General features: G+C 39.1%; 19 protein-coding genes and 1 rRNA gene. 14 read left to right on the forward strand and 6 right to left on the reverse strand.

The genetic code is table 11. From position 1 onward, the window contains the following. Positions 1–185, reverse strand: a 16S ribosomal RNA gene (locus tag F927_RS14110); the annotation flags it as partial. Between the two features lie 566 nt (positions 186–751). On the opposite strand from F927_RS14110, the gene F927_RS14115 reads away from it, so the two are divergent. The 3 genes from F927_RS14115 to F927_RS14125 are packed head-to-tail and all read left to right on the forward strand — an operon-like array spanning position 752 to position 2930. Then, positions 752–1213, forward strand: coding sequence for a regulatory sequestration protein YfiR (locus tag F927_RS14115; RefSeq protein WP_004640879.1), 462 nt, complete (start codon positions 752–754; stop codon positions 1211–1213). A gap of 5 nt (positions 1214–1218) precedes the next feature. Continuing rightward, on the forward strand, positions 1219–2442 hold the full coding sequence (locus F927_RS14120; protein WP_005086724.1) for a diguanylate cyclase DgcN/YfiN: 1224 nt from the start codon (positions 1219–1221) through the stop codon (positions 2440–2442). Positions 2443–2450: 8 nt separating this feature from the next. Continuing rightward, positions 2451–2930: an outer membrane lipoprotein YfiB gene (locus F927_RS14125; RefSeq protein WP_005086726.1), complete on the forward strand. Its 480-nt coding sequence runs from the start codon at positions 2451–2453 to the stop codon at positions 2928–2930. A gap of 56 nt (positions 2931–2986) precedes the next feature. On the opposite strand, the gene F927_RS14130 is transcribed toward F927_RS14125, so the two are convergent. Continuing rightward, positions 2987–3997: a metallophosphoesterase gene (locus tag F927_RS14130; protein ID WP_005086728.1), complete on the reverse strand. Its 1011-nt coding sequence runs from the start codon at positions 3995–3997 to the stop codon at positions 2987–2989. A 167-nt stretch (positions 3998–4164) separates the two neighbouring features. Between F927_RS14130 and F927_RS14135 the strand changes: the two genes are divergently transcribed. Further along, entirely contained in the window at positions 4165–5727 is a 1563-nt protein-coding gene (locus F927_RS14135) for a phospholipase D family protein (RefSeq protein ID WP_005086730.1), read from the forward strand. Here F927_RS14135 and F927_RS14140 read toward each other — a convergent pair. Then, a complete protein-coding gene (locus tag F927_RS14140) occupies positions 5720–6550 on the reverse strand; it encodes a lysophospholipid acyltransferase family protein (RefSeq protein ID WP_005086732.1) in 831 nt (276 codons plus the stop codon). The two genes, F927_RS14135 and F927_RS14140, sit on opposite strands and share 8 nt — an antisense overlap. A gap of 199 nt (positions 6551–6749) precedes the next feature. Here F927_RS14140 and F927_RS17255 point away from each other — a divergent pair, with 199 nt between their 5' ends. From F927_RS17255 to F927_RS14160, 5 genes are all read left to right on the forward strand, one after another. Then, positions 6750–6890 carry a hypothetical protein gene (locus F927_RS17255; protein ID WP_004640892.1) on the forward strand — a complete coding sequence of 47 codons (141 nt, stop codon included), beginning with the start codon at positions 6750–6752 and terminating at the stop codon, positions 6888–6890. A 74-nt stretch (positions 6891–6964) separates the two neighbouring features. After that, entirely contained in the window at positions 6965–8302 is a 1338-nt protein-coding gene (gene hflX / locus F927_RS14145; RefSeq protein ID WP_005086735.1) for a ribosome rescue GTPase HflX, read from the forward strand. Positions 8303–8376: 74 nt separating this feature from the next. Next, positions 8377–8739 carry a hypothetical protein gene (locus tag F927_RS14150; RefSeq protein WP_004640895.1) on the forward strand — a complete coding sequence of 121 codons (363 nt, stop codon included), beginning with the start codon at positions 8377–8379 and terminating at the stop codon, positions 8737–8739. A gap of 10 nt (positions 8740–8749) precedes the next feature. After that, positions 8750–9418 (forward strand): LrgB family protein, encoded by a 669-nt coding sequence (locus F927_RS14155; RefSeq protein ID WP_004640897.1) that lies wholly within the window; start codon positions 8750–8752, stop codon positions 9416–9418. Positions 9419–9506: 88 nt separating this feature from the next. After that, entirely contained in the window at positions 9507–9950 is a 444-nt protein-coding gene (locus F927_RS14160; protein ID WP_004640900.1) for a DUF2147 domain-containing protein, read from the forward strand. A 71-nt stretch (positions 9951–10021) separates the two neighbouring features. On the opposite strand, the gene F927_RS14165 is transcribed toward F927_RS14160, so the two are convergent. Together F927_RS14165 and F927_RS17125 are read right to left on the reverse strand one after the other, a co-directional pair. After that, positions 10022–12205 carry a carboxy terminal-processing peptidase gene (locus tag F927_RS14165; protein WP_004640902.1) on the reverse strand — a complete coding sequence of 728 codons (2184 nt, stop codon included), beginning with the start codon at positions 12203–12205 and terminating at the stop codon, positions 10022–10024. Positions 12206–12447: 242 nt separating this feature from the next. Further along, a protein-coding gene (locus F927_RS17125) for an IS4-like element ISAba33 family transposase (protein ID WP_107010211.1) occupies positions 12448–13538 on the reverse strand; the annotation gives its coding sequence in 2 pieces (ribosomal slippage) (positions 12448–12998 and positions 12998–13538; 1092 coding nt in all). Positions 13539–13642: 104 nt separating this feature from the next. On the opposite strand from F927_RS17125, the gene nagZ reads away from it, so the two are divergent. Both nagZ and F927_RS14185 read left to right on the forward strand, forming a co-directional pair. Next, a complete protein-coding gene (nagZ, locus tag F927_RS14180; RefSeq protein WP_005086742.1) occupies positions 13643–14665 on the forward strand; it encodes a beta-N-acetylhexosaminidase in 1023 nt (340 codons plus the stop codon). Between the two features lie 287 nt (positions 14666–14952). Next, a complete protein-coding gene (locus tag F927_RS14185) occupies positions 14953–15795 on the forward strand; it encodes a class I SAM-dependent methyltransferase (protein WP_005086744.1) in 843 nt (280 codons plus the stop codon). 65 nt (positions 15796–15860) lie between these two features. Here F927_RS14185 and F927_RS14190 read toward each other — a convergent pair whose 3' ends face one another. Further along, a complete protein-coding gene (locus F927_RS14190) occupies positions 15861–17171 on the reverse strand; it encodes an alpha/beta fold hydrolase (protein ID WP_005086745.1) in 1311 nt (436 codons plus the stop codon). A 353-nt stretch (positions 17172–17524) separates the two neighbouring features. Here F927_RS14190 and F927_RS14195 point away from each other — a divergent pair, with 353 nt between their 5' ends. The 3 genes from F927_RS14195 (at position 17525) to pta (ending at position 22427) form a co-directional block, all read left to right on the forward strand. Continuing rightward, complete coding sequence (locus F927_RS14195; RefSeq protein WP_004640911.1) at positions 17525–18790, forward strand: glutamate-5-semialdehyde dehydrogenase; 1266 nt, start codon at positions 17525–17527, stop codon at positions 18788–18790. 302 nt (positions 18791–19092) lie between these two features. Beyond that, complete coding sequence (locus F927_RS14200) at positions 19093–20268, forward strand: acetate/propionate family kinase (RefSeq protein ID WP_004640913.1); 1176 nt, start codon at positions 19093–19095, stop codon at positions 20266–20268. A 26-nt stretch (positions 20269–20294) separates the two neighbouring features. Beyond that, a complete protein-coding gene (gene pta, locus F927_RS14205; RefSeq protein WP_005086747.1) occupies positions 20295–22427 on the forward strand; it encodes a phosphate acetyltransferase in 2133 nt (710 codons plus the stop codon). The last annotated feature ends 18 nt before the right edge of the window (positions 22428–22445 follow it).

Raw genomic sequence — 22445 nt, forward strand, 5'->3', positions numbered from 1 at the left:
CCGTAGGACGTATGCGGTATTAGCATTCCTTTCGGAATGTTGTCCCCCACTAATAGGCAGATTCCTAAGCATTACTCACCCGTCCGCCGCTAGGTCAGTTACCGAAGCAACCTTCCCCGCTCGACTTGCATGTGTTAAGCCTGCCGCCAGCGTTCAATCTGAGCCATGATCAAACTCTTCAGTTTAAAATCATTAGTAGCTTATGGCTACAAATCTTGGCTCATCAATTTTCTGACATTAATTTCTCAAATAAACTTCGAGTAATTTCTACCATTCAATCAATGAAATATTTTCGATTGATTAACCAGTAAAAATCCACACAAGTTGTTCTTCTATTCTCTTAATGATCTTCTCGATGATTCGTCATCATCAAGCTAGGTCGGCTATATTACTCTCAATCTCTTAAAAGTCAACAGGTAATTTAGATATTTTTAAAACTTATCAAACAACCCAAAAATCTAACCACTAAAGCCAAATCCTTGTTTATCAACAAGTTTTTATCTGCATCACCGCCGATGGATGTGCATTCTACAGCATTTCCCACCCAATGCAACACCCTCATCTATTTTTTATTATCAAGTGAACGTTTTTTGAACGCATCAGTTACTTTTAATACTTTTTCTTTGCCTTTAAGAGCTATTTTTAAACAATTAAGTAAAGTAGAATATGTTTCTTGCTTCACATTTTTTGGCATTTTTGATTGAAAAGACGGTGTATTTTTAGGAAAGCTCAATATTTATGGCTAATAGGTTTGATTTCTATTAGTCCGTTTAGTCATGCCATTTCGAGCCATAGTTTTTATGAGTTAACGCTATCTATATTAAGTTATAGCAAATGGCCGAATACAACACGCCCAACCATTTGTGTTTTAGATAACAATGAGGCTGCATCTCAATTTCAAGTCAATATTCGTCAACTTGCGTATGACTATCAAGTGCAAGCAATAGCGACGAAAGATTTCACAAAAACCGATTGTAATGTTGTTTATTTTTCTACGACTACACCACAACAACAACAAAATCTTATTCAAGCACACCCTTCTCGCTCGTTACTTTCATTAAGTACGAATAATCCCGCATGCGAGATTGGAAGTATTTTCTGCTTGTATAGTCGTCAGACTTTTTCTTCATTTAAAGTGAATCTGGATGCTTTAAGTGCCTCCAAAGTTCACATTGATCCACGTGTTCTACTCTTGGCAAAAAACACGGAGTGATCAACGTGATTTCAAGTTTATATCAATCAACTTCATTACATGCTTTATTCCGTAAGTCTCAATTTACTATTTTTGCGATTACTTTTTTTATTTGTTCTTTTACCTTTGCCACGATTTCAATGTTTACCATGGAAACTTATGCAAAGCAGAATCTTCAATTATTGAGTCAAACAGTCCTTGAACGAATTCAACCTGCTGTGGTGTTTAAAGATAAAGGAACCATAGATCAAATTCTTTCCGATTACACCACAAGTCATGCCATCCGCAGCATCCATGTTTATGACGCTCAAAAGCAGTTGCTTGCAGAAAGTAGTAAAACCATTGAATACACCTCTTTTTTGCAAGATTTGCTCGACAATTGGTTCTTACACGATCCTGTTCAACTCACAGTAATTCATAATAAAAAGCAGGTCGGTGAACTCGTACTTTATGGCAGCTCTGAAAATATTTTGCATTTTCTTAAAACCATTATCATTGGATTAGCCATTTCAATGTTTTTTATCGTGATCGCCTTATTGTGGTCAGTCAATCTAACCTACCGTCAGATCATGCAAGCGATCAAGCCACTCACTCACATTGCACAACTGGTGAGTGACCAAAAAGCATATAATTTACGCTTCCCAAACAATCATATCCGTGAATTCCAAAATTTAAACACTGTTTTTAATGAGCTACTTGAGGAAATTCAAATTTGGCATACACATCTTCAAAAAGAGAACCATCAACTATCATTCCAAGCACACCATGATCAATTAACAGGTTTACCTAATCGTCATTATTTTTATGATGAGTTGAATAATATTTTTGATAATCCTCAGTATCGTCACAACTCAGCATTGTTATTTTTAGATAATAACAAATTCAAAGCAATCAACGATCAATATGGTCATTTGGCTGGCGATGCTGTTTTAACTGAAATGGCATCTCGCTTAAAACTCTCTGTTCGCCATGAAGACTTCATTGCACGCTTAGGTGGAGATGAGTTTGCTATCATTCTTCATGCTATTCACCAAGCAGAACATTTAGAGACAATTGCAGACACCATACTTGCAAGTTGCAAAGAACCTTTAGACTTTAATGGTCAATCCATTCATTTCAGTTTTAGTTTGGGAATTGCTTTCTCCCAGTTCGCTGAAAACCCAGAAGATTTGGTCATGCAAGCTGATCAAGCCATGTATAAAGCTAAAAACTTAAACCCTCATTGGTTTCTTTATAAACCAGAAAATTAGGATATGTTATGCGCACACACACACTTAAAATTTCATTTATTGCGTTACTCTGCCTAACATTGGCTGGATGTTTGAGTTTTGGCCCACTAAAGTATCGCCAAGTCAAAATGTTGAAACAAGAAGGTTTCGTTTTAACAGATGAAGGCTGGAGTTTGGGCTTACCTGAACGCTTACTCTTTGACTTTAATAAGTCAGACATCAAGCCAGAACATGCAAATGAGATTGCTCGTTTAGCGAAGCAACTCAATAAATACGATTTACAAAAACTAAAAATTGTCGGACATACCGATGATGTCGGCAATCCAGAATACAATCAAAAACTTTCAGAGGAACGTGCTCAAAGCGTTTCTATGATTTTTGTTAATGAAGGCTTTAAGCAAAATAATTTAACAGTGATTGGTCGTGGTTCTAGTCAACCCTATTTGCCAAATACCTCAGAGGAAAACCGTGCGAGCAATCGTCGAGTAGCTGTGATCATTATTCCTTAATTTCTAGATCACTCTTTCCCCAAAAAGCCAACTCATAGTCAGTTGGCTTTTTATTTTTAGATGAGTTCGATAATATCGATAGTGGGTGGCACTCTAAATCGAAAAGGCACACCAACCATCCCCGTTCCAACAGTTACAAAGACATCTGCATGCTCATGTGAATAAAAACCTTTTTTATGTCCCAAAATTGAGACTTTTTTCATAATATAATTTGTCACCCACGGTAACTCAATTTGTCCACCATGCGTATGCCCCGATAACATCAATGGACGCATGGGTAATTCGGGCACCATATCTACAGTATCTGGGTTATGAGATAAAATTAACCAAGGTTTATCTTGGGGTAAATCAGGCAAAAAGCGCATATTCGCTTTACCAGCCCACAGATCACCAATACCGATGAGACGAAATTCATCAAAATCAACGATCTTACCCTCAATATCTATCACATTATTTTGTGCCAACGCCTCACTTAATAACGCTTGGATTGGTGGTCCTGGATATTGTTCATCGTGGTTCCCTGGTACAGAATAAACAGGGGCTTGAATTTTCTTTAAAACTTCAAGCTCATAAACAAGTCGATTTTCTGGCTCATAAGTCCAGTCTCCAGCTACCACAACTAAATCAGGTTGTTGCTGATTCAACTTTTTAACAATACTTTTAAGTTGTCGCTCATGCCCCGAGAATAAACCAATGTGCAGATCTGCAACCAACGCAACTTTAATAGGACGCTTAAATTCCTGTGTAGGATTTAAACGAAACTGATGCTGTTTGACATGAATTTGATGTGGCTCAATAAAGCGTGCGTAGACCAAGACGCTACTCAAGAGAAAAACAAAAGCGGTTTGATGGATATTATAGTACCCAGACCACCCCGCATATAAGCTAAAAAACCACAGAGGTACGAGTAAATAAGAGAGATAAAAAGCAAGCAAATGCACAAAAGCTTTAAATGGATGGATGGTCTCTGTACGTGACTGGTGAACCCATGCTTCGATAAAGGCCCAAAGTGCTAAAATCGCAAAAATAAGATAAAAGCCAAAAATAATAGGATCTGAATTCGACATTAAAGCCCTCTTTCAATTTACTCAGGGACAGAGGTTGCATCTTATATTTATCTTTTTCGATGAAATGGTATACTCAACCCAACCTTTAATCAGTAACGATTATGACGCAATTTTCTCATTTAAATGGCAAACATACAAAGATAAGTACAAGTACTTACAATAAAAACATGCTTGCGTTTTCTTGTGCAATTGCCTTAACCATAAGTGGATGTAGTACTTTACCCCAACATAAAACACCATCAACACCCTCTATAAGCATTCAAACTGAACACTCAGAAACATCACTGGCTCAGGTCATCCAACCTCTACAAGCCCAGCACCCTGCACTGACAGGCTACCATGTATTATTTGAACCACTAGAAGCCTTATCTGCACGTTTAAGTCTGATCGATAAAGCAGAAAAAAGCTTAGATCTACAATATTATATTTGGGATAACGACAAAGTTGGAGCTCTTGCTTTACATGCACTGATACGTGCAGCTGATCGTGGAGTCAAAGTTCGACTATTAATCGATGATAACAATGCAAAAAAAACAGAAGGAATTTTTTTAGCTTTGGCTCAACATCCCAATATTGAGGTTAAGTTATTTAATCCTTATCGGTTTCGTAAATATCGTGCCATAGATATGGTGCTCGACTTAAAGCGCATCAATCGACGAATGCATAACAAAAGTTTTATTGCTGATCACCAAGTTGCATTGATTGGTGGACGTAATATGACGAATCAATATTATAATATCAGCGAAAATTTCCAATTTTCTGATGTCGATGTCATGCTATTTGGCACAGCGGTAAATGATATTTCAGCATCCTTTGATGACTATTGGAACCATGAATACGCTTATGATGTCAGAGATATCGTTAAACAACGATCACATCGCCTTAGCTATGAAAGCTTAAAACAGCAATTAGATGAACATTATCAACTTGCCACGGTGCAAAACTACTTAGATATCACCAATCACTCACAGACCATCAATGGTTTAATGAATCAACGCATTTCACTCGACTGGGTCAAAGCAGAAGTTGTCAAAGATTCTCCAGATAAAATAAGAGCAAAAGCCAAGAAAGAAGAACACTTAAATTTTCAATTGATCAATCACCTCGAACAACCTGAAAAGAATATCGATCTCATCTCCGCTTATTTTGTACCAGAAAAGAAAGGAACGAAGGTTTTAACAGACTTGGCGCAAGATGGAATTGAAGTCAGAGTTCTCACCAACTCATTTAAAGCCAACGATGTTGCCGTTGTTCATGCATTCTATGGAAAATATCGTCAAGAGTTACTCGAAAAAGGGGTTCAACTCTACGAGTTTTTACCCGCAATAGACAAAAGTGATTTAGATAAGCGGACGGAAGAACTGGCAAAAAAAGCAAAAGTAAGTCTTAAAGGTTTAAGCCGCTCTAGTTTGCATGCAAAACTAATGGCACTCGATGAAAAGCAAGTTTTTATTGGTTCTTTTAATTTCGATCCTCGCTCGGCATATTTAAATACCGAAATCGGCGTTCTTCTGAATAGTCCACCACTTGCTCAAGCCGTACACACCACCATGGATCAGAACCTTACCAAATTTGCATACAAATTAGTTTTGGATGCAAATAATAAAATTACATGGCAACGCCAAACACCCCAAGGCCCGATTATCTACAGAAAAGAACCAAAAATGAAATGGTGGCAAAGAGCTGGTATGAAAGTCATTTCATGGCTTCCAATTGAAGGATTTATGTAAGATCCTCTTCAGGCAATACTTTTAAAACTTTACGGTGTAACTTCTTCAGACCTTCACGCATCTTTAAATCCACTTCTTTGGTTAAACTATCCACCGTATGCCCTTCAACCGAAATTGCAGGTAAAGTCAATAAATGCGCTGTGACTCTTGGCATTTCCAACACACGTTGTACATGTTCAACAAAAGTCATTGCACCAATGAATGGCGCAACCATATCTAGCTCACCTTGCTGATTAACATAGCAAATGACACAAATCTGCACGGGTCGTTGAGCTTCTATCGCCGCACCTAATAAGCGACCATGCACTTTTTTAACCTGACGACCATCTGTAGTTGTGGCTTCTGGAAAAAATAAGACAGGAATATCTTGTTTTAAAAAATCTGTAATTTGCTCTCGAATACGCAGTGAGTCCCCCGAGCCTCGCTTAATAAATAAAGTTCCACCACCTTTAGCTAAATTACCTAAAATAGGCCACTTTTCTACTTCAGCTTTCGCCAAAAAGAAAATACGTGCTCCTGAACCGAGTACCGCAACATCTAACCATGAAATATGATTACTAACCCACAGTGAAGGTTCTCTAGGTATGCTGCCATGCACTTGTACATCTAGATTAAAGACCTCACATAATCGTCGGCAAAAATATTGAACATATCGAGTATTCACAGGATTATTCGGATCTTTGTAAAGAGCATGTCGATAAATCAGATAAAATCCTTCACCAATGGTTTCTAAGCCTGCTGCTAGTTTTCGACTATATAAACTAAATTTGGAAAGTAAATTTAATGGCGCGCTGCTTTTTGCTGTTGATACTTCTTGAGTCATAAATCATTAAAACCATCGGATCAGTAAAACACTGAACATGTATACATTGAATTAATCAAGTTATATCACGCTCATATCCTCTTATAAAAGTTTGTGTCATAACAAAAACCGAATGTAAGCATAATATTTTTCAATTTTAAATGGTTTTATAGATTGATTATAATTTAAAAATCGAATTTTCAAATTAAAAGGTGAGCAGATGAAATCTCAAGCAACAGCATCTACGTCACAAACCACTGTACCTTACGGTTATGCTTTAAGAATGTTTATTGGCTGGTCAATCTTATATTTTGGAACATTGGTAGGATTTATAGAACTTTTACGCAGTAATATTATATAAATCTACTCAGTCTTTGCCCTTTACTTTCAGTTTGTTCTAGAATAAGACTTTGAGACCAAGGATTTATAAACAGCGTGGAAAATTTTGAGCAGCGTCAGCATGGTGAACGAGCAATTTTGGTCAATGTTTCCGTTCAACTTCTTGATGATCTTGATGCTGAAGAGTTCCGATTGCTCGCTCAATCCGCAGGTGCTGAAATTCTTGAACATGTTTCAGTTCAACGTCAGAAACCTGATCCAAAATTTTTTATTGGCTCAGGTAAAGTTGAAGAAATTGCAGAATTAGTTAGAGCACTTGATGCTGAATTGGTGATCTTCGATCACTCATTATCTCCCGCTCAGGAACGTAACTTAGAAAAAGTTCTGAAATGTCGTGTCATCGATCGTACAGGCTTAATTTTAGATATCTTCGCCTTACGTGCCCGTACACATGAAGGTAAATTACAAGTTGAATTGGCTCAACTCAAGCATTTATCGACTCGCTTGATTCGAGGCTTTACGGGCAATCTAGAACAACAAAAAGGTGGCATTGGTCTACGCGGTCCTGGTGAATCGCAACTCGAAACAGATCGTCGACTCATTCGAGTCCGAATTACCCAACTTAAAGATAAACTTATTAAAGTACAACAAACCCGTTTACAAGGTCGTGCCGCTCGCCAAAAGGCAGCGATTCCCACCATTTCCTTAGTGGGTTATACCAATGCTGGAAAATCAACATTATTTAATATTTTAGCAAAAAGTGATGTCTATGCTGCTGATCAACTCTTTGCAACACTAGACCCGACCTTACGCCGACTTGAGTGGGATGGTATTGGTACAGTTGTACTCGCTGATACGGTTGGGTTTGTACGTAATCTACAACATGATTTAGTTGAATCATTTAAAGCAACTTTAGAGGAAACACTTGAAGCAACACTCCTTTTACACGTTGTCGATAGTAGTAGCCCCAATATGCCTGAACAAATCGAAGCGGTAGAGTCAGTTCTAAAAGAAATCGGGGCAGATGCACCTATTTTGCATGTCTATAATAAAATCGACCTGAGCGGTGATACTGCTAAAATCACCTATAAAGCACCCGAACTACCCGATCGCGTTTATCTATCTGCACATTCAGGTCAAGGCTTGGATTTACTCAGTCAAGCGGTACAACAATGTCTGATGGGACAGTTACAACAATTTGATTTAGTCCTCAAGCCTGCTTACGGTAAACTACGTACGCAACTTTACACTTTGAATGTTATTCAATCAGAACATTATGATGATGAAGGTGACTTGCATTTATCCGTATGCATCGCCCCTCACAAGTTAGAACAACTGATTAAACAAGCACACTTACCACTCGATGAAATTGTCGGAGCAAAGTCGTTCTTATTTCATCGTGTTTTAGAAGAGTTCGAATCTAAACAGGAATAAGTCGCTGGGGCTCGCTTCTCGTGCAAGCGTAATAACACGATTCATCATTGTTATAAACATGGGTAAAAGAGAACATGAAAGAAATCGATTGGACAGCTTGGTTTTACACGATTCTATTAATTGTTGTATTTCGTGAAGGAGCTGTCGCCATCACCACTTTCTTTCAACATCCAGAACTCGGTAACTTGGTTGGGCTAATTAGCCTACTTAGCGTGTTATTAATCTGGAGAAAGTTTAGAAAAATTTCCAATCGTCTGATCGATACCAACAATAGAATCATGAAAGAAAGTTCTTTTGCATTTTTACCGATTTGTGCAGGGTCCTTAATCATGCTAGTTCATTTGGGTAAAGAAATTCCTGTGTTTTTATTTATTCTCACCCTAAGTACTTTATTGCCATTGTGGATTTACGCCAAAATGGCGAAACGTTGGTTATAGGAGTTCGTATATGTTTATGGTTATTTACGGATTCGTGATCACCTTGGTTAGTTATTTGATTGCTAAGCCTCTCAATAAAAAAATGCCTCAAATTCCATTAATTGTATTTGCCATGTTTATTGTGATTGGTTTATTAGCCGTCCTAAGAGTTCCTTACGAACACTACATGGATAACGTGAATGGTATATTTAATCATTTACTAGGTTATGTCACCGTCGCTTTAGCGATACCACTTGCTGCAATGCGTTATGATGATTTACCAATTAAATCTATGATTGGAATTTTAGGTTTTGCAAGTATCAGTGCTGTCGCTTTACCTATGAGTCTTGCTTATTTGCTACATATGTCTGAACCCACAATCATGGCCTTTGCTACACGAGCAGTCACCACGCCTATCGCACTAAACATTGCAACTTTACTCCACGCACCCTTGATGATGGTTACCCTGATTGTAATTTTATCGGGCGTTATTGGCGCTGCTTTTTCACCTTGGATCTTAAAACATATTCATGATGAACGTGCTTCTGGTTTAGCATTAGGCCTTGCAGCTCATGCGATTGGTACAGCTCAAGCATGGCAACGTGGTCCTGTTGCAGGGCGTTATGCTGCATTTGGTATGGCGGTAAATGGTGTATTTACAGCAATTTGGTTGCCAACATTTATTTTATCTCTATCATAATTTTTGTCTCAAATCACATATTAATATTGAACTAGTTATTACAAATCACCCATAATAGAGCACTTGAACATTAAATGGATTTTTGATCATGGGGAAAAAATTAATAAGTGCTTTACTTTTATCAACAATCAGCAGTTTTGCCTCTGCAGTTGATATTACAGGACTCTGGCAAAGTATTGATGACAAGACGGGGGCGCCAAAAGCGTTAGTTGAAATTCGCCAAGAATCAAATGGCAGCTATGCTGGGAAAATCGTAAAGATTACACCTCGTACAGGCTACACACCGAAAGAAACCTGCGTAGATTGTCCTGCACCTTATACCAATAAACCAATTTTAGGTTTAGATGTAGTCACAGGTCTAAAATACAGTGAAGGTCTAAACTATACCAATGGTCGAATTTTAGATCCGAATACAGGTAAAATTTACAGTATGCGGGCTAAATTAAGTGCAAATGGCAAACGCTTACATTTACGCGGCTATCTAGGTGTATCCGCATTAGGTCGTAACCAAATCTGGATTCGTGCAGATTAACGATTAAAACAAATCCTTAGACAAAACAAAAAGCCCTATCATGTTATAGGGCTTTTGTTTGCACGATTAAATTATCGTGCTTGTAACTTTGCATAATCCAACAGAACATTTGCCGCCTCTGTTACGAACGCTTCTTCCTCTGGTAAAGGTGGACGTTGATGTGCTTTCATCTTGGCACGCGCTTCAATTAAAGCATCAATGGAAGCTTGATAACTTTCCCAATTTGCATAAGGCTTTTGACCAGATGCTACACGTCTTTGATTTTCAGCCTCTAAAGTCTGCTTTTCTAAATCAATTAGTTCTGCACGACGCTGGTTAATATCTAATACGACCTGTTTCTGATCAGAGGTTTTCTGTGCAATTGCCTTTCTCGCCTCTAAATATTTAAACTGTGCATCCAAAGCAACACGCTCAGCAGAGAATTGGGATAATTTAGCCACATAAGGTTGAACCGAACCCTCTCGTTTGAATGGTGCTGTTGGAATCGTATCCCACTTCAACGCATTCTTCGCTTTACGTTCACCAAACTCCTCGTTATAAATATCGACAAGTTTGATATCTGGAATCACCCCCTTATTCTGGGTACTTCCACCTGTAATACGATAGAATTTACGTTGTGTCAGCGTTGCCTGCCCATAAGCTAACGAATCCAACTGAACCTGTGCAGTTCCTTTTCCTGTCGTAGTACTACCAATTACGATACCACGCTCATAGTCCTGAATCGCAGCAGAATAAATTTCACTTGCCGATGCAGATGCTAAATTCACAAGAACAGCCAATGGTCCTGCATAAATTTGTGCACCACCATCAGTGTCCTCAAACACATTAACATTACCGTTGCCATCTCGGATCTGAACTACAGGACCAGATTTGATGACTTGTCCCAACATCCGCGCAACTTCTTCCAAAGAACCACCCGGATCATTTCGCAAGTCAACCAAGATTCCTTCTACTTTTTTCGCTTTGAGCGCTTCCAAAGCCTTGGCTGTATCAACTGAAACTGAACGATATTCTGCTCCTGCACGGCGAGAGCGGTAATCAAAATAGAAAGATGGAATTTCGATCACACCAAAGGTATGTTTCTTTCCATCTCGTGTGATCTCAATGGTACGTGAACGAACGCCTGCATCTTCCTCTTGAATAATATCACGGGTTAAAGTGACATTACGCGCTTGACTCATCGGAGCACCTGGTCCAAGTAAACGTACAACCACTTTGGTTCCTCGCTTACCGCGAATCAAGCCAACGATTTCAGAGCTTGGCCAGCCGATGACATCCACCATTTTCTCGCCGTCTTGCGCAACGCCAATAATGCGATCACCTGATTTAACTTGTCCAGACTTACTTGCAGGACCACCCTCGACGATCGTTTCAATCCGAGTGTAATCTTCATTGCCACGCTCTGGACGAATCGAAACACCGATCCCCTCTAAACGCAAAGTCGTTTGGCGATTCAGCTCCATCGCATCAATTGGTGGATAATAATTACTATGTGGATCGTATGTCGCCAACATCGCATTTAAAGTTTTTTCTAAGACATCATCACTTTTTAGACGTGCCATGCGCTCTAACTGACGCGTATAACGCTTGGTCAATGTCTGCACAGGTGTAAGATCCTCAGGTCCTGTCAGATCTTGTCCATTTGCAAGTGATGGATTTTCTTTTAATGCCTTTTGCTTGGCTAACTCTTCTTCTTTACTAATAGTTAAGTTAATTAACTGTGATACCAGCATTTTACGCCAATGCGCTTGCTGTTCAGCAGTGGTCTGGAAATAAGGAGCTTTTTCTCGTTTCAGATCCAAATAAACATCTTTTTGCTGCAAGTTTTGCGGCTTTTTCAACTCAGCCAACATAAACTCATAAAATTGTTTCAAACGTTCACGATATTGCGCATGAATTTCAAATGGACCCGTTAAATTCCCAGCTTTGAGTGAACTACCAAAATTTGAACCATATTTATTTTTATACTCCTCAACCTCACCACTCAAAAAAAGTGAATGATCAGGATCAAGACTATCTAAATACATATCCAAAACGCGGTTGGAAGTCGATGCATCTAAGCGCATGTTAAGGTAGTGTTGGCGATCAACCAATGTTGCTAACTGACGTGCAACCAGTGCTTGTTCTTGTGTAGGCTTAATCACCGTTGAGACAGCAGATGCTTCTGTTGCCGCAAATGCCTCATTAATTGTATGAGAGAAAAACAAACCACCAGTCGCAATTGCAACTGCACACGCTATCATTTGAAGTTTCATAAAATTTGGGTACTTCCTTGGATATGGCAATTATTACACGCTGATACAGCGATTAAGAACATATTTCATCCGACACTTTATCAGCCTGCATACTTATCAGGTGCTATTAATAACCTCACAATAAGTATTTATCATCAATATCATGTAGTTTTATCATAATCTGTACTGACAAAATGTAGCAAATCATTGCACAATTTTGCTATCGTTTTTTTCATCAATTTTTTCTCTGTACACGACAAATTTCATAGGATCCTTGTCCTATCAGGCTTTTTCTTTCTTAAAATTGCTAGCACTTTCTTAAATTCTTCTTTTTTTCCAAAACCAATCAAACGTAGAATAGCCATTTGAACATAGTCCAAACCGTAGCGAAATAAACTTACTGAAAGTCGTCCATGCTTCTTTATTTTTATCGCTTTTTTCCGATCATGTTGCCATTCACCTGTTAAATAGCACCAACAGAAACCGATAGCTAGCACTGCTATCAATTTCTTGACTCGTCTAGGGTCTGTTAAACGAGTATTTTCAAGATTGAATCCACGTCCTTTGAGACAACTAAATAACGTTTCGATTTCCCAGCGTAATGCATAATCACGAATAGCAGAAGCATTAAACATAGGAGAAACAACAAGTAAAAGCTCTCCATCTTCTAATCGTAGCGCACTAATATACAGTTTCACTCGACCAACCCAAATACGTCGTTTACGACATTCAGTTTGACCAACTTGAAGATGACGAAATAAATCACTAATTTTATGATTCTTGGCTAAGTGATTGGTCACAATAAAGTTTTTTTAACACGTATACAGAAGTTAATGTCATTTTCAATTAACCATGTAAACCATTTCTCACCGATAAATTCTCTGTCTGCAAACACATTCACAATACGATCTTTACCAAAAATGGAGATAAAGCGTTGAATCAAAGCAATACGCTCTTTTGTATCTGAATTTCCACGTTTATTGAGCAATGTCCAAACAATAGGTATCGCTATTCCACGATAGACGATGGCTAACATCAAGATATTAATATCTCGTTTTCCCCATTTCCAATTAGTTCTATCCAAAGTTAATTGGACTTTATCGAATGAAAATATATTGAAAATTAACTGAGAAATTTGACGATAATCGAAATACTGATCTGCAAAGAAGCGTTGTATACGTCGATAAAATGATTGTGGTAAGCACTTGATGGGTAAGGCTTTAGATGCAGAAGAAAGATTACATGTCTGTTTTACAATTAATGCAAGCATAATCAGTGTAAAACATTTTGCATGTGACTTGTTCCACTTTAGATATTTGTTTAAGATGAGATGTAACTCATTGAAATGTGTCATCATATTCGTCGTCAGAAAACAAGTATTATGCCATTATTTCAATGAGTTATCTTTTTTTGTCGTGTACAAAGCAATTTTTTAATCAAAATTCAAACGGAATACATATGATTGGCGCTTTGATGCTAGATATTGCTGGCACAGAACTTACTCAAGAAGATATTGAACTATTACAAGCCCCGCAAGTCGGTGGCATGATTTTATTTGCACGAAATATTGAATCACCTCAACAAGTTCGCGCCCTAACCGATCAAATGCGCCAAGTACGCCCTGATATTCTGATTGCCGTAGACCAAGAAGGCGGTCGAGTACAACGCTTGAGACAAGGTTTTACCTTATTACCTGCAATGGGAAGACTCGGTGAACACTACCTCGAAAACCCACAACAAGCGATTGAGTTAGCAGAACAATGTGGTTGGTTAATGGCAACCGAAGTTTTAGCTGTTGGTATTGATTTCAGCTTTGCACCTGTTTTAGATCTGAATGATGTCAGTGATGTGATTGGTGATCGTGGTTTCGCTAAAAATATGCAAGATATTGTTCCTCTTGCCGACGCTTTTATGCGTGGGATGAAAAAAGCAGGTATGGCTACCACAGGCAAACATTTCCCTGGACATGGTTCGGTAAAAGCAGATTCACATGTCGCCGCTGCCATTGATAGCCGTTCATATCAAGAAATTTATGACAAAGATATGCAAAGCTTTATCAAACTCATGCCTCAACTCGATGCCTTGATGCCTGCTCATGTGATCTATGATCAAGTCGATCCAAACCCTGCTGGATTCTCTCCATTTTGGCTACAAACAATTCTTCGCCAAGAACTTAAATTTGACGGAGTTTTATTCTCCGATGATCTAAGTATGCAAGCAGCATGTGTTGCTGGTGGTGCAGATGCACGGATTCAAGCGGCATTAAGTGCAGGTTGTGATATGGGCTTGGTCTGCAATGACCGTGATGCTGCATGTACAGCTCTGGATGGAATCCAAAAATTGGCGTTGCCAAATCAACAGCGATTAGAGCGTATGCGTGGCAAAATTCCAAATATTCAAATCGGCACAACATTAACTTTAGACGATGAAAACTGGCACAACGTCAGAAAAGTCATTGAAGAATTTAAGAATTCGTTCTAACTTTGATTAGATTTTTTTAATTGTTCTATTCATACGATGGAATCTTGCCGAGAGCTCATCTGATTAAAGGATTTGGCCTTCGGCTCGACTTACTTTTCAGGGATGAAAAGTAAGCAAAAATCCTTTGTTAGGCTGAGGGTACATCCTTTAACCCCAGCCCAACAGCGGCATCCATGCCGCCCCACGATAGTAAATAACAAACCTAAACCAAGATGTAGTCAAAACACTCTATATTTTAAAGAGATGAATTTTATATCTAAATTAGGAAAAAATAGAGTCTAGGACAGATGACACAACAACTTTCAAAACATCGCCACATTTCATTTACCGCACACTACACAGGCTATATTTGGTATCAGATGGGGATTTCACATCCCTCTCTTGCAACAGCCAAAGGAAAAACACTTGCTGCTTTAGTCCATCCGATTGAAAGTTGGGCGGAAAAATATGTGGGCGGTAGCATGCGCACTACGCTCAAGCAACGCCACACTATGCTAGATGCCCATTTAGAGCAACTCATCCGCCAACATCCAGACTTGCAGGTACTTGAAATTGCTTGTGGCTTATCTCCGCGTGGCTGGTGGTTTAGACAACACTATCCAGATATTGTTTATCGTGAACTTGATCTACCTGATATGGCTGCAACCAAGCAAGCCGCATTACAACAAATCGAAGAAAATGTCGAAGATGTGCTATCAGTAGACTTATTTACAGAAGCATTTGCAGACGCCTTTGCCGTATTTGATTCGAAACGCCCATTGGTGATTATTAGCGAAGGTTTAATTAACTATTTTGATAAGCCTTTACTACACCAATTGATCCAATCCATTGCGACTTATGGAAAAGATTTTATCGAACTTCATTATCTTACTGATCTTTATCCAGAACCAACGCAAAACAAACTTGCTACAATTATTTGGAATAGCAGCCGCTTACTAAAATGGATGTCTCGCAGTGCATTTAGTTTTCACTTTCAAACACCATCAGAAGTTGAGCAGTTTTTCTATGAAGCTGGTTTTAAACAAGTAACAGTCTTACAACCTAAACAATTCTTCGAGCAAAAAATACTGGAAAATAAACAACAACATTTAGGTGATCTGGTTTGGACCATTCAAGCAAGTAATAACTAACCCACAAGAAAAAAGAGAAGTGATCAAATGATCTACTTCTCTTTTTTACTAATCGTAAACTAAAATTACGACTGTTTTTGACGCTCAATAAACCGTATTAAACGCTCAGCAACATCGAAATTGCCATGTTTAAACAAAATACGTAATCCTTGCACTGTTGCTTCGAAAGTTAAGCATTCAATTTTAAACTCGCCTTCTTCATCAGCTAAATGTAAAGCTAAATCACGCGGATGTTGGCTAACAAAATCAAGCTGTTCTAAGTCATCAAGTTTTAAATACACACCAAAGAAAGTGATATCAACAACTTTAACTAAAACTTCAGTATCTAAATGACGATGTGTTAGTTTAGTTTCTGGTTGCAAGACTGGAATACGTTCTTCACCACGACGTTCGATCTGTTTCATTTCCTCACGTGTCATGGTAATAATGCCATCAAGATTGTCGATGGATTCACCCTTCAAGAATGAGGTAAACAAATTCATCGTTTCTTTACGACGTTGTAATTGTGGTACATGATCTGCATTGGCAATCAAAGCAAAATGCATATCTTGACATTGAAGTGCAAAGTCCGCATTTTCATGAGGTAAAGTAAAACTATCGTACTGCCCTGCTGCAACCAATGTTTTACACTGCGGCACAGGCACATCACTTAGACGCAATAAACGATTGCAATTGATCTCGTAACGTTCACGCTCGGTTGCACTAAACTCCGCCATCTGTCTAAAAAACAAACGTTTTGCCGTCGGTGACATGCGTGTTTTATCCAATTTGGCATGATTAACCAAATACAAAATAACAGCTTGCCCAAACTCTTCCATGCGATCCTCGCGCATGAGATGCAACGACTCTTCAAGTAGCATACGCCAACTTTTACGTGTCTTTTGCATGACACCCATCAACACCATACGATCAATAAGTTCTGGACGTTGATGTGCAAACGAAGAAGCAACCACCGATCCCAAAGACATTCCCATCATGGAAACTTTATCGATTCCTACAATATCAAGCCATTGACCAAGCATTTTTGATAAGTCTGGCAATTCTAAAACACCTGCAGATTCACCAGTATCAACATTACGAATTTGTTGATTTGCACCCATGGATGGTAAATCGATTAAAATAACAGGACCACTCTCAAAAAGTTGCTCAACACAATATTTATAAGAGTTAAAGTTTTGAAATGCGCCCCCGACAATTACAATCGGCGTGTTATAGATCGTTTTAGGATCTGCAATCGCCATATATTCAATTTTCCAACCATCAATCCATGTTGTGCGTGCTGGTTGCTTAAAACTGTTTTTATTGTAGATGTCGAAAAAACCAAACCCTGTGTAGGTATGATTTAAATCCGAGTCCATTTGGATAATGGAATTCATGTCCTTCCTCCATCCTTGTTTATTTTTTTGATGCAAGAACCTCATTGTCAGCGATTTATACTTGCAAGTTAACAAATTTATAAAATTTGTATTACATTTATCCTATACTTTTTCATTCTATACAAATGCACGTTTTATACGCAATCATTTCCTTTACCACTTATCTTGTTTAATCCAATAATCTTTTGCAAAATATGTAATCTCCGTTTTATATTCAATATCTCTATCGCACTAAAATAAAAAAATTTGCGTCAATTAACATTTTTAATTTTTTTGAATTGTCAGTTCCGCCTATTCATTGTTCTGCATTTGACTGTTACTATCTTATTAGTACAGGCAATCCTTAAAATGCTATGCAAGATTCTATTGAAAATTATATGCAACAAGTGGGTATTCAAGCGCGCCAAGCTTCTCGTGTTTTAATGAGTGCATCAACTCATCTTAAAAACCATGCTTTGTCTGCGATTTATACAGCGTTGGAAAATAACCAAACACAAATTTTAGCGGCCAATCAAATTGATATGCAAAATGGTCGTCAAAAACAATTAGACACTGCTTTGCTAGACCGTTTAGAACTTACACCCGCGCGTTTTAAAGGAATGCTTCAAGGTTTAAAAGATGTCATCGCCTTAATTGATCCTATTGGAGAAATTACCGATCTCGCTTATCGTCCATCAGGTATTCAATTGGGTAAAATGCGTGTCCCATTGGGTGTCATTGGCATGATCTATGAATCACGTCCAAATGTTACGCTTGAAGCAGCGTCTTTGGCTTTAAAGTCTGGTAATGCCATTATTTTACGTGGCGGTTCAGAAGCTCTTGAATCCAACAAAGCAATTGCAACCGCGATTCAACATGGCTTGCAAATTTCAGGTTTGCCAGAACATGCCGTTCAAGTGATTGATACACCAGATCGTTCAGCAGTCGGCCACCTAATTACCATGACTGAATATGTTGATGTGATTGTACCGCGTGGTGGAAAAAGCCTGATCGAACGTATTAGTCAAGAAGCACGTATCCCGGTCATTAAACATCTAGACGGTAACTGTCATGTGTTTGTTGAAGCTCAAGCAGATCTGCAAAAAGCACTTCCAATTGCATTAAATGCTAAAACCCATCGCTATGGGGTGTGTAATGCAATGGAAACTTTATTGGTCGATGAAGCAATTGCAGAGGAATTTTTACCGCATATTGCCGAATTATATGCCGAGAAACAGGTCGAGTTACGAGGCTGCCCAGAGACACAACGTATCTTAGGTGTTTCTGTTAAAACTGCGACAGAAGATGATTGGTATACTGAATATTTAGGGCCAATTCTTGCGGTAAAAGTGGTGACTGGCATGGATGAAGCAATCGAACATATCAACAAATATGGTTCGCATCATACAGATGCCATCATTACTGAAAACTTTAGTCTAGCGCGAGAGTTCTTAGCGCGTGTTGACTCAAGCTCTGTAATGATCAATGCATCAACTCGTTTTGCAGATGGCTTTGAATATGGGCTAGGTGCTGAGATCGGTATTTCTACTGATAAAATTCATGCCCGTGGTCCTGTAGGTCTTGAGGGATTAACCTCTCAGAAATGGATCGTCTTTGGTGATGGTCAAATCCGTCAATAATTAAAACTCATCTAGTTAAACCAAGACACGATAAAGTTCATTCATTTGATCTTTATCGTGTTTTTATATATTTTCATACAAAAAAACAGTGAAAACCAACAGATTAATCAAAAGTATTTCTTATTTACAAACTATACTGAAAAATATTAATTCCGTTGATTTATAAAAAGTTGTATAGGCTAAAGTCTATTTTGCCAATGCAACACCTCATGTTAAAACATTGCGCTTGTTTTTACTGTTCTTCGATGATCGTAAACTCAAAATGCTTATCATAAAATTTAAAATTGGTTAGGTGTTCAAACGTGGCTATATCTGTATTAGTAATTAATTGTGGCTCTTCATCTATTAAATATGCCCTGATCTCAGAACGTCGTGAAGATCGTATTTACGGTTTGGCAGAAAATTTAGGCGCAGCTGATGCACGGATTAAAGGCATCACAATCGGTGGTGAACCACTTGAACTATCCATTCCCTATGCAGATCACGCCAAAGCACTTGAAACGCTATTAGCTCGTCTAGCAAATTATAATCCTCAAGCGATCGGACATCGAGTGGTACATGGTGGAACCATGACACATGCTGAACGTTTAACACAGGACACCATTGATCGTATTCGTCATGCTGTTCCTTTAGCACCGCTACACAATCCAGCCAATTTAATTGGTATTGAAGCCACCTTAGCGCTATTTCCACATTTACCTCAAGTCGCTGTCTTTGATACTGCTTTTCATCAAACTATGCCTGAACGTGCTTATCGTTATGCACTACCACAGTTTTTATACTCAGATTATCAAGTTCGCCGTTACGGCTTCCATGGTACGAGTCATGCCTATGTTTCAGAGCGAGCAAGTGAGTTAGCTGGCCAAAAAAATCAAGGTGGATGGCTCAGTGCACATCTTGGTAATGGCAGCTCAACCTGTGCAATCTGGAATGGTGAAAGTATTGATACCTCTATGGGAATGACACCGCTAGAAGGTGTCGTTATGGGCACCCGAAGTGGGGATGTTGATCCAAGCCTCCCTTTGTTCTTATCCAATAATCTAGGATGGGATATTCAGAAAATCGACAATATGTTGAATAAAGAAAGCGGTTTACTGGGTTTATCTGATCTTTCTAATGATATGCGAACCCTAGTTGAAGCCTCAGAAAATGGGCATGAAGGTGCAACTCTCGCAATCGAAGTCTTCTGCTATCGTCTCGCTAAATCTTTATCAGCTTTAAGTTGTGGGCTCCCTCGTTTAGATGGTTTAATTTTTACAGGTGGTATTGGTGAGAACGCTGCCAATATTCGTGAGAAAACCGTAGCCTATCTACCACACTTTGGTTTGCAATTTAGTGTAGAAAAAAATAATAGCTTAGCACGTGGTACCGAAGGTCGGATTGATCATGGTACAGGTCCACAAATCTGGGTCATCCCAACCGATGAAGAAGGAAGGATTGCCAAAGAAACGCGCCAAGTGCTTGGACAACTTAATTAACCAATAAATCGAATTTTAAGGTCATTATGAATACAATTTTACTTATTCCAACTGGTGAAGGTGTAGGTTTAACCTCAGCCTGTCTAGGCATGATCTATGCACTAGACTGTAAAGGCATTAATGCAGGATTTTTAAAACCCTTCTCTCAAATTGCTGAAGCAACTGTTGATCGCACCACAACCTTATACCATCATCTATTTCAGCATCATGCTGTAGAACCGATGACCTATGATCGATTAACACAATTGATTGCGCTCGGTGAAACAGATGAATTGCTTGAAGAAGCGGTGGCTTTACATCGCCAAATCGCGGCGCATCATGATGTGATCATTGTTGAAGGGCTTGTTCCAAATGGCCAAGACCATTTTGTGAGTGAAATCAATGCTGCCTTAGCACAAGCTTTAGATGCTCAAGTGGTCTTGGTCAGTACCGCTGACTTGTCAGATCCTCGCAAAACCGCAGAACGAATAGATGCACATCTTAGACAATTTGGTGGCGCTTCTTCAGCACGTACGACTGGCATTCTATTTATGCGAACCAAAGGTTTGCCTGAAGATACGGCACAAATTCCTGTCACACTCGATCCAAGTTTACGCTTAGGTGAAAAGATAGATCGTTATGCAGTAGAGTTACAACGTTATAACCGCCATATCGGAACCGAGGCCCTACCTATTATTGGCTTAGTGCCTTTTAGTAATATTTTGAGCGTTCCGCGAAGTTTAGACATTGCCCCGATTGTCAATGGAACATGGTTACATCAAGGTGAAGCCAAACATCGACGTATATTACATACCAGTTTAATTGCATCTAATATTGAATCTGAACTTCACAAATTTGTACCAGGTGAGCTGATTATTGGTGCATCTCAGCGCGCTGATATTTTACTTGCTGCCAGTCTTGCCAGCAGTAATGGAACACCATTGGCAGGATTAGTTCTCACAGAACCATCCCCACCCGCAGCAAATGTGCTTGAGTTTTGCCAAAGTGCAATCAAACAAGGTTTACCAGTCTTACACACACCCCTCACAACCTTAGAAGCATTGAAGAAACTCAGTCGTTTTGGGAATGAAATTCCAATCGATGATACTGAACGTGCTGAACAAGTTACACGCTTTGTATCAAGCCATATTGACAGTCAATGGCTGGATCAACACACCCAAAACAATTTACACCCGCGCCTATCTCCTTCAGCATTCCGTTATGAGTTAGTCCAAAAATCTATTTCTGCGAAAAAATGCATTGTGCTACCTGAAGGCGACGAACCTCGCACCGTACAAGCGGCTGTGATTTGTCAGAATCGAGGTATCGCACAATGTATCTTATTGGCAAAACCCGAATCTGTTGCAGAAGTTGCAAAAGCTCGTGGTATTCAATTACCGAGTGATTTAAAGATCATTGATCCTGACACTATCCGTGACCGCTACATCGATCCAATGGTTGAGCTACGCAAAGGTAAATTAGATGCCTTACAAGCCAAAGCGCAACTTCAAGATACCGTCGTACTGGGTACGATGATGTTAGCCTTAGATGAAGTTGACGGTTTAGTTTCTGGTGCGATTCATACGACCGCCAACACAGTACGTCCTGCCTTCCAGTTGATTAAGACTGCGCCTAATTATTCGTTGGTTTCTTCTGTATTCTTTATGCTGTTACCAGATGAAGTCTATGTGTATGGTGACTGTGCAATCAATCCAGATCCGAATGCAGAACAATTGGCCGAGATTGCCATTCAATCTGCTGATTCTGCAAAAGCGTTTGGTCTCGACCCTCGTATTGCGATGATCAGCTATTCAACAGGAACCTCTGGCACAGGTGCGGATGTTGAAAAGGTCGCTGAAGCAACTCAAATCGCCCAACAGCGTCGTCCCGATCTCCTCATTGATGGACCTTTGCAATATGATGCGGCTTCAGTAGAAAGTGTCGGGCGCCAAAAGGCACCTGATTCGCAAGTTGCAGGTCGTGCCAATGTATTTATTTTCCCTGATTTAAACACGGGTAATACCACTTATAAAGCAGTACAACGTGCTGCCAATGTGGTCAGTGTCGGCCCAATGCTGCAAGGTTTAAATAAACCAGTCAATGATTTGTCTCGCGGTGCTTTGGTCGATGATATCGTGTTTACCATTGCGTTAACGGCGATTCAGGCAGCGCAACAATAAACCTAGCCTAGGAGTAAA

The sequence above is a fragment of the Acinetobacter haemolyticus CIP 64.3 = MTCC 9819 genome (assembly GCF_000369065.1).
Lineage (GTDB): Bacteria > Pseudomonadota > Gammaproteobacteria > Pseudomonadales > Moraxellaceae > Acinetobacter > Acinetobacter haemolyticus.

Excerpts from the sequence above, each read along its gene's own strand:
- F927_RS14125 (WP_005086726.1), top strand. The coding sequence starts at position 2,451 with ATGCGCACACACACACTTAAAATTTCATTTATTGCGTTACTCTGCCTA.
- F927_RS14130 (WP_005086728.1), bottom strand. The coding sequence starts at position 3,997 with ATGTCGAATTCAGATCCTATTATTTTTGGCTTTTATCTTATTTTTGCG.
- F927_RS14135 (WP_005086730.1), top strand. The coding sequence starts at position 4,165 with ATGCTTGCGTTTTCTTGTGCAATTGCCTTAACCATAAGTGGATGTAGT.
- F927_RS14140 (WP_005086732.1), bottom strand. The coding sequence starts at position 6,550 with ATGACTCAAGAAGTATCAACAGCAAAAAGCAGCGCGCCATTAAATTTA.
- F927_RS17255 (WP_004640892.1), top strand. The coding sequence starts at position 6,750 with ATGAAATCTCAAGCAACAGCATCTACGTCACAAACCACTGTACCTTAC.
- F927_RS14150 (WP_004640895.1), top strand. The coding sequence starts at position 8,377 with ATGAAAGAAATCGATTGGACAGCTTGGTTTTACACGATTCTATTAATT.
- F927_RS14155 (WP_004640897.1), top strand. The coding sequence starts at position 8,750 with ATGTTTATGGTTATTTACGGATTCGTGATCACCTTGGTTAGTTATTTG.
- F927_RS14160 (WP_004640900.1), top strand. The coding sequence starts at position 9,507 with ATGGGGAAAAAATTAATAAGTGCTTTACTTTTATCAACAATCAGCAGT.
- F927_RS14165 (WP_004640902.1), bottom strand. The coding sequence starts at position 12,205 with ATGAAACTTCAAATGATAGCGTGTGCAGTTGCAATTGCGACTGGTGGT.
- nagZ (WP_005086742.1), top strand. The coding sequence starts at position 13,643 with ATGATTGGCGCTTTGATGCTAGATATTGCTGGCACAGAACTTACTCAA.
- F927_RS14185 (WP_005086744.1), top strand. The coding sequence starts at position 14,953 with ATGACACAACAACTTTCAAAACATCGCCACATTTCATTTACCGCACAC.
- F927_RS14190 (WP_005086745.1), bottom strand. The coding sequence starts at position 17,171 with ATGAATTCCATTATCCAAATGGACTCGGATTTAAATCATACCTACACA.
- F927_RS14195 (WP_004640911.1), top strand. The coding sequence starts at position 17,525 with ATGCAAGATTCTATTGAAAATTATATGCAACAAGTGGGTATTCAAGCG.
- pta (WP_005086747.1), top strand. The coding sequence starts at position 20,295 with ATGAATACAATTTTACTTATTCCAACTGGTGAAGGTGTAGGTTTAACC.